This is a genomic window from Streptomyces sp. IMTB 2501, from assembly GCF_001953885.1.
Lineage (GTDB): Bacteria > Actinomycetota > Actinomycetes > Streptomycetales > Streptomycetaceae > Streptomyces.
On record NZ_MQUS01000006.1, the window covers coordinates 290,181 to 302,839 of the forward strand.

9 protein-coding genes and 1 riboswitch are annotated in these 12,659 nt (G+C 71.5%); of the genes, 6 read left to right on the forward strand and 3 right to left on the reverse strand.

The genetic code is table 11. The annotated features are described in order from the left end of the window. Positions 1-104: 104 nt before the first annotated feature. Both AV521_RS13505 and AV521_RS13510 read left to right on the forward strand, forming a co-directional pair. Positions 105-1,460 (forward strand): SWIM zinc finger family protein, encoded by a 1,356-nt coding sequence (locus tag AV521_RS13505; protein ID WP_076087904.1) that lies wholly within the window; start codon positions 105-107, stop codon positions 1,458-1,460. 70 nt (positions 1,461-1,530) lie between these two features. Further along, positions 1,531-3,207, forward strand: a complete 1,677-nt coding sequence (locus AV521_RS13510; protein WP_076087906.1) for a DUF5691 domain-containing protein — start codon at positions 1,531-1,533, stop codon at positions 3,205-3,207. On the opposite strand, the gene AV521_RS13515 is transcribed toward AV521_RS13510, so the two are convergent. After that, positions 3,183-3,605 carry a cobalamin B12-binding domain-containing protein gene (locus AV521_RS13515; protein WP_076087908.1) on the reverse strand — a complete coding sequence of 141 codons (423 nt, stop codon included), beginning with the start codon at positions 3,603-3,605 and terminating at the stop codon, positions 3,183-3,185. The two genes, AV521_RS13510 and AV521_RS13515, sit on opposite strands and share 25 nt — an antisense overlap. Positions 3,606-3,828: 223 nt before the next feature. Between AV521_RS13515 and AV521_RS13520 the strand changes: the two genes are divergently transcribed. After that, on the forward strand, positions 3,829-4,680 hold the full coding sequence (locus AV521_RS13520; protein WP_076087910.1) for an alpha/beta fold hydrolase: 852 nt from the start codon (positions 3,829-3,831) through the stop codon (positions 4,678-4,680). Between the two features lie 201 nt (positions 4,681-4,881). Then, positions 4,882-6,372: a M23 family metallopeptidase gene (locus AV521_RS13525; protein WP_076087911.1), complete on the forward strand. Its 1,491-nt coding sequence runs from the start codon at positions 4,882-4,884 to the stop codon at positions 6,370-6,372. Positions 6,373-6,411: 39 nt separating this feature from the next. On the opposite strand, the gene pcrA is transcribed toward AV521_RS13525, so the two are convergent. Next, positions 6,412-8,901, reverse strand: coding sequence for a DNA helicase PcrA (pcrA, locus tag AV521_RS13530; protein ID WP_076087913.1), 2,490 nt, complete (start codon positions 8,899-8,901; stop codon positions 6,412-6,414). A 261-nt stretch (positions 8,902-9,162) separates the two neighbouring features. Then, a riboswitch (cyclic di-AMP (ydaO/yuaA leader) is annotated at positions 9,163-9,332 on the forward strand. A 7-nt stretch (positions 9,333-9,339) separates the two neighbouring features. Here pcrA and AV521_RS13535 point away from each other — a divergent pair. Continuing rightward, entirely contained in the window at positions 9,340-10,542 is a 1,203-nt protein-coding gene (locus AV521_RS13535; protein ID WP_076087915.1) for a C40 family peptidase, read from the forward strand. 277 nt (positions 10,543-10,819) lie between these two features. Here AV521_RS13535 and AV521_RS13540 read toward each other — a convergent pair whose 3' ends face one another. Then, the gene (locus AV521_RS13540; protein WP_076087917.1) at positions 10,820-11,173 is read right to left on the reverse strand and encodes a hypothetical protein; all 354 of its coding nucleotides are present in this window, start codon (positions 11,171-11,173) and stop codon (positions 10,820-10,822) included. Between the two features lie 407 nt (positions 11,174-11,580). Between AV521_RS13540 and AV521_RS13545 the strand changes: the two genes are divergently transcribed. Then, entirely contained in the window at positions 11,581-12,645 is a 1,065-nt protein-coding gene (locus AV521_RS13545; RefSeq protein ID WP_107480908.1) for a C40 family peptidase, read from the forward strand. Positions 12,646-12,659 lie beyond the last annotated feature (14 nt).

A 12,659-nucleotide genomic window follows, 5' to 3' on the forward strand; every position in this document is an offset into this window, starting at 1 on the left:
TCGGATCTGGCATCCACCGTGCACCACGCCACTGACAATCGCTCTGACCTGCATAAATGCCCGCTCCCGGCCGATTGTCAGTGGCGGGACCTACCGTCGGTGGCATGACTGAGCAGGGGGTGCGCTGGAGCGCGGAACAGGTGCTGTCACTGGCGCCTGACGCCGCGTCACGCAAAGCGGGAGGCAAGCTCGGCACGGCCGGTCCGTGGTCCGAGGCGGGCAGCGGAGAGGGGACGGTGTGGGGGCTGTGCAAGGGCAGTGGCAGCAGGCCGTATCAGACGGTGGTCGATCTCGCGGACACAGCCGGGCCGGCGTACAAGTGCAGTTGCCCGAGCCGTAAGTTCCCGTGCAAGCACGCGCTCGGACTGCTCCTGCTGTGGGCGGCCGACGACGGCTCGGTGCCGGCGTCGGCCGAGCCGCCGGACTGGGCCGAACAGTGGCTCGCGAGCAGACGCGAGCGCACCGAGGGCAAACGGGCACGGGGCGAGGGCAGTTCGGGATCCGGGGCCGCCGATCCCGAGGCGGCGCGACGGCGGGCCGAACGCCGGGCCGAGCGGGTCACCGCGGGCGCGACGGAGCTGGAGCAGCGCCTCGCCGACCTGCTGCGCGGCGGCCTGGCCACGGCCGAGCAGGCGGGGTACGGCCTGTGGGACGAGACGGCGGCCCGCATGGTCGACGCACAGGCACCGGGACTCGCCGCACGTATACGGGAGTTGGGGGCGATCCCGGCGTCCGGCGCGGGCTGGCCGGCCCGGCTGCTGGAGGAGTGCGCGCTGCTGCACCTGCTCGACCAGGGCTGGCTGCGCCGCGACCGGCTGCCGGACGCCCTCGCGGCCACGGTCCGCTCCCGGCTGGGCCTGCCCGCCACGGCGGACGGAGCGCCGGTCCGCGACCACTGGCTGGTCCTCGCCCAGTACGACTCGGTGGACCCGAAACTGACGACGCGCCGGATATGGCTGCACGGCGCCGCGTCGGGCCGCACCCGGCTGCTGCTGTCCTACGGCGCGGCCGGCCGGGCTCCCGACCTGTCCCTGCCGGTGGGGCTGGCCCTGGACGCGGAGCTGTCCTCCTTTCCGGGTGCCGGTCAGTCCCGGTCCGCCCTGGGTGAGCGGTTCGCCCCGCCCGCACCGGCCGGGTTCCGCCCACCGGGCACGACCACGGCCGAGGCGGCCGCCCAGTACGGCAAGGCGCTGCGCGACGACCCCTGGCTGGAATCGGTCCCGGTGACGCTGGACCGGGTGGTACCGGTCCCGGACGGCGACCTGTGGCAGCTGGCCGACGCCGACACGGACCGCGCCCTGCCGCTGACCCGGGCCGCCCGCTCCCGCCCCGGCCTGTGGCGTCTGGTCGCGCTGTCCGGCGGCGCCCCGGTCACGGTCTTCGGCGAGTGCGGCCACCGCGGCTTCACCCCGCTCACGGCCTGGCCACGGAGCACGGGCGAGGCGGTACCGCTGTGCTGACGGCTCCTCCAGGAAGACGACGCCGACAAGGCGACACCGGCAACCGGACCGACGCAGGGAAGGGAACGCGATGAACGGGACATCCTCCACCGACGCGGCCACCGCTGCTGCCCTCAGCTCCTGGGAAGACCTGGTCACCACCGCTCTCCTCGGCACCGACCGACGCCCCGCCGCCTACGGCGGATCCGGCCGGGAGGCCCCCCTGGCGCTGCTCGACGAGGCCGCCATGGCGACCGTACGGCGGCGGGCCGGGCTACGACCCGCACACGCGGCCCGGCGGCCGGAACCGGCGCCCGGGGATCCGCGCCCGGCCCTGCCCGCCGCCGCGGCCCGCAGGCTTGCCACGCTGCTGGCCGACCGCTCCGGCGGCGGGACCGGTGGCCGCCGGGGCAGCTCACCGGACCTCATGGAGCTGCTCCCGCAGTGGCTCGCGACGGCCAACGCGCACGGGTACGCGGCACCCCCGCAGACACTGCCCGCCCTGCTGGACGCGGCCCGGGATCGTACGGACCTGCGCCCTGCCGCGCTGTCGTTCGCGGGCCCGCGCGCGCTGTGGCTGGCCCGGCTGAACGCGGACTGGCGGTTCGCCCTGCGCGCGGCCCCCGGCGGCGGCGCCGCACTTCCCGACCCCGAGGACGCCGAGGCGGTGCGCCGGCTGTGGCAGGAGGGACTGTTCGCCGAGCGGGCGGCCCTGCTGGGCGCGCTGCGCACCGGCACGCCCGCACGCGCGCGTGAACTGCTGGCGTCGACCTGGCCCACGGAACGGGCGGAGGACCGGCTGATGTTCCTCGACTCGCTGCGTACGGGCCTGTCCGCCGCCGACGAGCCATTCCTGGAACAGGCGTTGGGCGACCGCAGCCGCAATGTGCGGGCCACGGCGGCGGAACTGCTGTCGGCGCTGCCCGCTTCGGCGCTCGCCGCGCGCATGGCCGTACGGGCCGCGGCGTGCGTGGCCCTCGACCGTACGGAGGACGCGCCGGCGATCGTGGTGGAACCACCGCTCGAGTGCGACTCCGGTATGGAACGCGACGGTGTGGTGGGCCCGCCCCCTGCGGGCAGAGGGGAACGGTCATGGTGGCTGGGGCAGTTGGTGGAGTCCGCCCCGCTCGGCACCTGGCCGGGACGGCTCGGTGGCCGGACGGCGCGCGAGATCGTGGCGCTGCCGGTGACGGACGGCTGGCGGGACGAGCTGCACGCGGCCTGGTGCCGGGCCGCGGTACGGCAGCGGGACGCCGAGTGGTCGAGGGCGCTGCTCGGTTCGCCGTCGGCGCCGGAGGCCGGCGGGCCGGGCGCGGTGTCGCTGGCCGAGCGGGCGAAGTTGCTGGCCGCCCTGGAACCTGTGGAACGGGCGGACTGGGTAGCAGGGTTCATCGCGACACACGGTCTGTCGGAAGCGTTCCAACTGCTCGGGGTGTGCGCGGTGCCCTGGGCCGTGCCGCTGGGCCGTGCTGTCGTCGACGCGCTCAACATCGCGCGCGACGCGGGCAGTTACCCGTGGAGCTTCAGCGGCGTGATGGGGCTGGCCGAGCGCTGCCTGGATCCCGCGCAGGCCGTCCGGCTGGAGGGGCTGCTGGCGATACCCGACGAACGGGAGGACGCCGCGCCGGGGGCCGGCGGGTACTGGGCGGAGGCGTTCCAGCGGCTGGTCACCACCTTGCGGTTGCGGGCGGACATGGCCCGCGAGTTGGCGCCGGACCAGCCCCCGCTCACCCAACCGTCGGTTCAGCCGCCGGACGCGGCCGACTGACGGACGTTCTCCCGCACCCACTCCACGATCGACGCGGTCGTCGCACCCGGCGTGAAGATCTCCGCGACGCCCTTCTCCTTCAGCGGCGCGATGTCCTCTTCCGGGATGATGCCGCCGCCGAAGACGAGGATGTCCGCGGCGTCACGCTCCTTGAGCAGGTCGATCACCTTGGCGAACAGCGTGTTGTGCGCGCCGGAGAGGATGGACAGGCCGATCGCGTCGGCGTCCTCCTGGATGGCGGTGTCGACGATCTGCTCCGGCGTCTGGTGGAGCCCGGTGTAGATGACCTCCATACCGGCGTCGCGCAGGGCGCGCGCGATGACCTTGGCCCCGCGATCGTGGCCGTCGAGCCCCGGCTTGGCCACCACCACGCGGATCGGACCGGCTGCCACACCCATCACTGCCTCCATCAAACGACCCCGGAAGCGATCGCTTCCGTCCGTAACGACAAGTACCGCACTTTTGGCGCGTCCCGCCACCGCCGCGAAGTGAACGAACGTTATCTCCAGCATCCCGCAACCGGCAGTTTTACGGTGCGCAGCGAGGGGGAAATCACATGATGGGACATGAGGGCACACGGGGGATCGAGCCGTCCTCGGGTGTGCCGACTGGAGGTCGGCCATGAAGGTCACCGGGGTACTGCCGCTCTTCCTCCCGTTCTGCCGTCGGCTGTGGCCCGGCAGACTGACCGGACTGTCCGTTGCGCTGCTGAAGGCGACCGCCCTCGAAGCCGCGATCCTGGCCGGCCATCTCCTGCTGTATCCGACCGGACTCACCCAGGAGCGCCACTCCCTCGCGCCGGCCCCCCAGGGCGGCACCGCCCAGCTGCCGGTCCGCTCCGGCCCGCCGGTGGTGCTGCTGCACGGTTTCATCGACAACCGTTCGGTGTTCGTGTTACTGCGCCGCAACCTCGCCCAGCACGGCGGGCAGCGCGTCATATCGCTCAACTACTCCCCGCTGACCTGCGACATCCGCGCCGCCGCCGAGTTGCTCGGCCGGCACATCGAGGAGATCTGCGAGCGCACCGGCAGCGACCGGGTCGACATCGTGGGGCACAGCCTCGGCGGGCTGATCGCCCGCTATTACGTGCAGCGCCAGGGCGGCGACCTGCGGGTGCGCACGCTCGTCACGCTGGGTACGCCGCACTCCGGTACCAGCGCGGCACCGCTGGCCAACGCCCATCCGATCGTGCGCCAGATGCGGCCCGGTTCGGGGGTGATCGAGGAGCTGAACCGGCCCGCGCCCGGCTGTCGTACGCGGTTCGTCAGCTTCTGGAGCGACCTGGACGCCGTGATGGTGCCGCTGGAGACGGCCTGCCTGGAGCACCCCGATCTCGACGCGCAGAACGTGCGGGTCACCGGCATCGGACATCTCGCCCTGCCCGTCCACCCCGCGGTGGCGGCCGGGATACGCGAGGCTCTCGACGCCGCGCGCCACGGGGATCGGACGGCCGGCGGTCTGACGGTAGCGTGACGTACAGGTGACGAACAGCCGTCACACATCGAACGCCAATCGAACTCTCGGCCAAACTCGTGTCCGGCACCCCCGAAACACCGCCGAATGCCCGTTTCCCCTCAACGCGAAACCAGCTGAAGATTGTCGCGCCCAGGTACCGGCGGGTACAGTCGCCGCACTGCTCTGGCAGCCCCTGTTGTCGAGGCGAAAGAGAAGTTGGTGAACGACCGTCACCCGTCGGGGATCATGACGACCCCGGCCCGGGCTTCCGACGCCTCCGCCGCGCACTACGCGCCGTACGGAAGCCATGAAGCCCCCTACGGTGACCTCACCACATACGGCGGCTACGGCACCACCGGTTTTCCGGACAGCACCGGCTCTTTCTCCACCGATCCGCTCTTCGGCAGCCTGCCCGGCCAGCAGGACACCGGCGTGTACGACACCACGCAGTGGCAGACCGGCCCGACCCCGCACTACGACCCGTACGCGGCCCACCATGCCACCTACGGCTCCGGCGTCCACGACACGACCGCCTGGACGGTCCCCGCCCAGGCGACGGGCAATGACATCAGCGGCCAGTGGGACGCGACCGCGTGGCTGCAGCCCGACCAGTCCGGTGTCGCCGAGCCGACCCAGCAGTGGGAGTGGGGCACCCAGACCTTCGAGTCGGGCACGTACGACGCCACGCAGTGGAACTCGGGTGGCCAGGCCGTGCCCGCGCAGGCTGCCGAACCGTTCGGCCAGTACCCCACCGGCGCCTTCGCGCAGGTGCCGTACGAGCAGCAGGTGCCGTACGAGGACCATGCGCTGTACGCGGACGGGACGTCGTACGAGGACAGCGTCTTCGGTGAACAGCCGTCCGGGGACGACGAGTCGGGTGCCACGGGCCTACTGCCCGCCGCGACCGATCTGCTGGACGACCAGGAAGAGGCCGCTCCGGCTCCGGCGGGCCGCGCCGGCTCGCGCGGTGCCGCGCGTTCCCGCCGTCGTACGCCCGCCAAGCGCTCCGCGCTGCTGACCGTCGCCGTGCCCTCGGCCTGTGTGATGGGGGTCGCCGGCATCGCCGCCGCCTCGGTCGGCGCTCTGACCGACGACAGCAAGGACACCACCGCCTCCGCCTCGGACGCGCAAGCGGTCAAGCCGTCCGCCGCCAACAGCAAGCTGGACTCCCAGCTCACGACCCTGTCCGCCGGCGCCGAGAACTTCGCCGACCGGGCGAGCCGCACGCAGGAGCGGCTCGACCTCAAGAACCAGCAGGCGCAGGAGAAGAAGAAGGCGGCCGCGGCGGCCGCACTCAAGGAGCGGATGCGCCCGAAGTTCGTGCTGCCGGTCACGCAGAAGGGGCTCAGCGCCTACTTCGGCCAGGCGGGCGTGAACTGGATGTCCGTGCACACGGGCATCGACTTCCCGGTCTCCTACGGCACCACGGTGATGGCCGCGACCGACGGCGTCGTCTCCACCAAGTGGAACAGCGCCTACGGCAACATGATGATCGTGACGGAGAAGGACGGCACGGAGACCTGGTACTGCCATCTGTCCAGCTACCAGGTCTCCTCCGGTACGAGCGTCAAGGCCGGCCAGCCGATCGCCTTCTCGGGCAATTCGGGCAACTCCACAGGCCCGCACCTCCATTTCGAGGTGCGCCCCGCGGGCGGGGCGGCGATAGACCCGCTGCCGTGGCTGCGGAGCCACGGACTCGATCCGACCTGAGCATCAGAGGGCCCTTGCCGACGGCGAGGGCCCTCTGCCTTACAGCTTCTCGACCGGCGCGTACCGCAGCAGCAGGCGCTTCGGCTTGGTGTCGCCGAAGTCGACCGTCGCCTCCGCGTTCGCTCCCGTGCCCTTCACCGCGACGACCGTGCCGAGCCCGAACTGGTCGTGGGTGACCCGGTCCCCGACGGCCAGCGCGACCACCGGCTTCTCCGCCGTGCGCCGCGTGGCGAACCCGGACGCGCCCGACGCCGAGGAGCGCGAGCGGGTCGAGGACAGCGAGGCAGCGATCCCGGAGGCCGGTCCGGAGGACACCGGCGCCGTCGCTCCCGTCCGCTTCCACTCCACATGGACGGGCGGGATCTCCTCCAGGAAGCGGGAGGGCGGGTTGTACGACGGCTGGCCCCAGGCGCTGCGCATCGCCGAGCGTGTGAGGTAGAGCCGCTCTCGCGCGCGCGTGATGCCGACGTACGCCAGGCGCCGCTCCTCCTCCAGTTCCTTGGTCTGGCCGAGGGCACGCATGTGCGGGAAGACGCCGTCCTCCATGCCGGTCAGGAAGACGACCGGGAACTCCAGGCCCTTGGCGGTGTGCAGGGTCATCAGGGTGATGACGCCGGAGCCGTCCTCGTCCTCGTCGGGGATCTGGTCGGAGTCGGCGACCAGCGCGACCTTCTCCAGGAAGTCGGCCAGCGTGCCGGCCTCTCCCTCCTCGCGCTCCTGCTCGAACTCCAGGGCCACGGCGGCCAGTTCCTGGAGGTTCTCGATGCGGGTCTCGTCCTGCGGGTCGGTGGAGGCCTGCAACTCGGCCAGATAGCCGGTGCGTTCGAGCACCGCCTCCAGGACGGTGGCCGGTCCCGCGCCGGACTCGACGATCGTACGGAGGTCCTCCATCAGCGTGTTGAACCGCTTGACGGCGTTGGTGGAGCGGGCCGCCATGCCGTAGGCCTCGTCCACGCGCTTGAGCGCCTGCGGGAAGCTGATCTTCTCGCGCTGCGCGAGGGCGTCGACCATCGCCTCGGCACGCTCGCCGATGCCCCGCTTGGGGACGTTGAGGATACGGCGCAGCGGGACGGAGTCCTCGGGGTTGGCGAGGACGCGCAGGTAGGCGAGGACGTCCCGGACCTCCTTGCGCTCGTAGAAGCGGACGCCGCCGACGACCTTGTAGGGCAGGCCGACGCGGATGAAGACCTCTTCGAAGACACGGGACTGGGCGTTGGTGCGGTAGAAGACCGCGACGTCGCCCGCCTTGGCCTCGCCCGCGTCGACCAGGCGGTCTATCTCGTCGGCGACGAACTGGGCCTCGTCGTGCTCGGTGTCGGCGACGTAGCCGGTGATCCGCGCGCCCTGGCCGGCGTTGGTCCACAGGTTCTTCGGGCGGCGCGACTCGTTGCGCTCGATGACCGCATTGGCGGCGGACAGGATGGTCTGCGTGGAGCGGTAGTTCTGCTCCAGCAGGATCGTCGTCGCGTTCGGGTAGTCCTCCTCGAACTGGAGGATGTTGCGGATTGTCGCGCCGCGGAAGGCGTAGATCGACTGGTCCGCGTCACCGACGACACAGAGTTCGGCGGGCGGGATGTCGTACTCACCGGGCGGGGTGCCGGCTTCGTCGGCGCGTGCGCCGGTGCCGACCAGCTCGCGGACCAGGGCGTACTGGGCGTGGTTGGTGTCCTGGTACTCGTCGACCATGACGTGCCGGAAGCGGCGGCGGTAGTGCTCGGCGACGTCCGGGAAGGCACGCAGCAGGTTGACCGTCGTCATGATCAGGTCGTCGAAGTCGAGTGCGTTCGCCTCGCGCAGCCGCGACTGGTAGAGCGCGTAGGCCTGGGCGAGGGTCTTCTCGAAGCCGTCGGTGGCCTGGGCGGCGAAGTCCTCCTCGTCGATCAGCTCGTTCTTCAGGTTGCTGATCTTCGCGCTGAACGACTTCGGCGGGAAGCGCTTGGGGTCGAGGTCCAGGTCCCGGCAGACCAGGGCCATCAGGCGCTTGCTGTCGGCGGCGTCGTAGATCGAGAACGACGAGGTGAAGCCGAGCTTCTTGCTCTCCCGGCGCAGGATGCGCACGCACGCGCTGTGGAAGGTCATCACCCACATCGCGTTCGCGCGCGGGCCGACGAGGTGCTCGACGCGCTCCTTCATCTCGCCGGCGGCCTTGTTGGTGAAGGTGATCGCGAGGATCTGGCCCGGGTGAACATTCCGCTCGGCGAGCAGGTGGGCGATGCGGTGGGTGAGCACACGGGTCTTGCCGGAGCCGGCGCCGGCGACGATGAGCAGCGGGGAGCCGGCGTGCACGACCGCGGCGCGCTGGTTCTCGTTCAGCCCCTCCAGGAGGGCCGCCGGGTCGATCGCGGGACGGGGGGCGCCGTCGCGGTAGTAGGCGTCCCGGTCCGGCGGCACGTCGAACTTCCCGCCGAACAGATCGTCCGGAAGCGGCTCCGGAGCGTGATCGTCCTCGGGCGGTGGCGGGTGCTCCTCCTCGCGCCCACGAGGGGCCTGGAGGTCCGCCAGGAAGCTGTCGTCAAAGAGGCTGCTCATCGCTCTCCGAGTCTAGGGCGCCCCACCGACAACCGGTCGCCGTCCCCGGAACATGGCCGGGTTTCGAGGAGGGTCGGTCCTCGCGTCCGAAGGGCCGCCCTCCGCTTACGCTGCGGAACCACCCCATGACACAGCTGCGAAACTCGCGTCAGGTCACGAAAATGTATCGGACATATCGCGCACCAACCTTCACAGGAGTCACACGAGTTGGCTAGCGTGCGTCCGGGCCGTACGACCCCTACCGGCGAGCCTCGCCGGGCCGCACGGCCTCCGCCGAGTCCGGCGTGCCCGCGTGGCGCCCGGAGCCGGGGACCCACCGATCCCGGGGTGAATCGGCCGACTCCCGCCCGGGACGACGCCGTAGGGCAACCCTTCCGAACCACCGCCCGAACCCGACAGCTAACCCGGTAGGCGGCCCACTGGAAGGAGGCGCCTCCCTTGGCGTCGCATCGCAAGCCACGCCCCGGCGGGACCATCGGGGCGGGCCTCCGCACCCCCGCTCTCGCCACCGCCGCCCTCACCTCCATGGCCGTGCTCTCGCAGACCGCCGAGGCCGCTCCGGGAACCGATCACACCAAGCCGAGCATGGAGGAGGTCGAGAAGAAGGTCGACGACCTCTACCGGCAGGCGGAGTCGGCCACCGAGAAGTACGACGCGGCCAAGGAGCGCGCCGGCAAACAGCGCGGGCGCGTCGACGCCCTCCGCAACGAGGTCGCGCGGCGCACCGACCGCCTCAACAAGGCCCGCGAGGAACTGGGTTCCTTCGCCGCGGCCCAGTACCGCTCGGGCGTGGCCGCACCCCCCACGGCCACTTTCCTGCTCGCGGACAACCCGCAGGACTACTTCGACGAGAGCCAGCTGATGAACCGGCTGACCTCGCGGGAGAAGAGCGCGGTCGACGCCTACATAGGCGAGCAGGCCGCGACCATGAAGGAACGGCGGGACGCCGCGGAGAGCCTGCAGACTCTGACCAGTTCGCAGCACGACCTGCAGACCGCCAAGTCCACCGTCCAGAAGAAGCTCGCCTCCGCACGCGAGCTGCTGTCGCAGCTGACGGCCCAGGAGAAGGCGCGGCTGGCCGAGATCGAGCGGAAGCAGCAGGAGGAGGCGGCGCGCAAGGCGGCCGAGCTGGCGAAGCAGCAGGCGGAGCAGCAGCAGGCGGCCGGCTCGTCGTCGTCCTCGTCCACGGGATCCGGATCCGGGTCTGCTTCTGGTTCCGGTTCTGGTTCCGGTTCGTCGACGGGCTCCGGCTCGGGCGGCTCCTCGACGTCCGGCTCGTACGACACGAAGGCCGAGAAGGCGATCGCCTTCGCCCGTTCGCAGATCGGCAAGCCGTATGTGTGGGGCGCCACCGGGCCGGACTCCTACGACTGCTCGGGTCTCAGCCAGGCCGCCTGGAGGGCCGCCGGCGTCACGCTTCCGCGCACCACGTACGACCAGGTCAACGCCGGCACCACGGTCTCGCTGGCCAATGCGCGGCCGGGCGACCTGGTCTTCTTCTACGACGACATCAGCCACGTCGGCATCTACATAGGCAACGGCATGATGATCCACGCTCCGAAGCCGGGCGCGTACGTCCGCGAGGAGTCGATCTACTACGGCGGCGAATCGATCATCCACAGCGTGGTCCGACCGGGCTGACCGTCGCCGGGCCCGGGGTACGTCCCGGCCTTTCACGCTCCACGCGCGCGTGCTGCGTTTTCCTACGCCCACGCGCGCGTGCCGGTGTTTTTGCGCCCCACGCGCGCGTGCCCTTCCCGGGCAGGCATCCCTCGGCTCCCTGGCATCAACGCATGCCCGGCATCTCAGGGCTGCGCGCGTGGTCGGCGGACCGGCTTCCCGCAGCCGGGGCCGCCGTGCTGGCGACCGGCGTCCTGGCGGTGGGCCTGCATCTGCCGGTGGCGGGGACGGATGACCGTCAGGTCCACAGCACGGCGATGAAGATGTTCGCCGCGGTCAGCAGGCCGACCGTCCCGAACGCGCCCTTGTCGATCTTCTCCTCGTCGCGCTTCACATAGACCAGCCCGAGGATCACGATCAGCAGCGCCAGCTTGACGCCGATCTTGAACGTGTTGACGTGGTGGTGGTCGGCCTGGTTGAGCCCGACCAGGGCCACGCCGGTGACCAGCATGGTCAGCGCGCCGTGCAGCATCCCGGGCACGAACCGGGCCGTGCCCTGGCCCATCGCCTTCATCTGGGTGAGGAAACCGCCGAGCAGCGCGGCGATGCCGATGATGTGCAGGCCGACGAAGAGATGGATGAGTACGTCCATGGGGCCGGAGCCTAACCAGAGGCCCACGTGCCTCGTGTCACCGGGCCCGGCACAGAGCGCGACGATCTTACGCCGCGACTCGCATATATGCGCCCCATAGCATCCCACGCTTCCCGCCCGGCACGCTTTGCGCGCTTCGGTCACCACGCTGTGTGAAGACGACGACTCCAGGACGACGGCACGGTCACATACGGTCACATCCCGGTCTGTCGGGGCCAGTTCCGTACACTCCGTTACCTGCTCGTCACAGGCGGGCCTAGCGTCCTCCCCCAGGTGACCGGCTCCCCACCGCCGCCCGGGCCAGGGGCGGCAGTCGGCCACCACCGCCGAGAAAGGTCCGGCGGCGGCCCGTTTCCCCTGTGCGGGCCGCCGCCGGACGTGACGTACGGAAGGACGTGACGGTCCAGGTGGCAGCGCACCGCAAGCCCCGGCAACGCGCGACCGGTGGGCCTACGGCCCGGACGGCCGTCACTCTCGCCCTGGCGGGCGCGGCCACCGCGACAGGGTTCGACGGGACGGGACACGCCGGGCCACAGCTGACGCCGGCGCAGGTGAAGGCCAAGGTGGACCTGCTCTACCAGGAGGCCGAGGCGGCGACCGAGAAGTACGACGGCGCGAAGGAGGAGGCGGACTCGGCGCAGCGGCGGCTGAACGCGCTGCGGGACGAGACCGCCCGCAAGCAGGACGGTCTCAACTCCGCCCGGGGCGCGCTCGGTTCGTTCGCGACGGCGCAGTACCGCGACGGCGGCTTCGCTCCGGCCGTACAGCTCGCTCTGTCCGGCGACCCCGACCGGTATCTGGACGACGCCGCGTTCGCGGAGCGGGTCGGCCACCGGCAGGCCGCCGCCGTGTCGCAGGTGCGCGAACAGCTTCGGGAAATTGAGCAGTTGCGGGGCGCCGCGCGCGTCGAGCTGACCTCACTGCGGTCACGGCAGGCGCAGCTGAAACGGCAGAAGAAGACCATCACCACCAAGCTGGACGAGGCCCGGCGCTTGCTGGCTGGGCTCACCGCGCGGCAGCGGGCCGAGGTGACCGGTGACGGCGCCGCGCCGGGTCGTGCCTCCCGGTCGGCGTCGGACACCCGGCAGGGGCTGGAGCAGACGGGGCCGGCCATGGCCCCGAACGCCCGTGCCGCGGCGGCCATTTCCTATGCCTACGCCAAGCTCGGCAGCCCCTATGTGTGGGGCGCGACCGGCCCGAACGCCTTCGACTGCTCGGGCCTGGTCCAGGCCGCCTACCGCGCCGCCGGTATCTCCCTGCCCCGCACCACCTACGCCCAGATCGACGCGGGCCGGCGCGTCTCCCGCTCCGAACTCCAGCCCGGGGACCTGGTGTTCTTCTACTCCGGGGTCAGCCATGTCGGCATCTACGTCGGCAATGGGCAGATCATCCACGCCCCGAACCCGTCGGCCCCGGTCCGGCTGGCCTCGGTCGATCTGATGCCGTTCGCGGGGGCGACCCGGGTGGTGTAGGGGCGGGGCCCGTA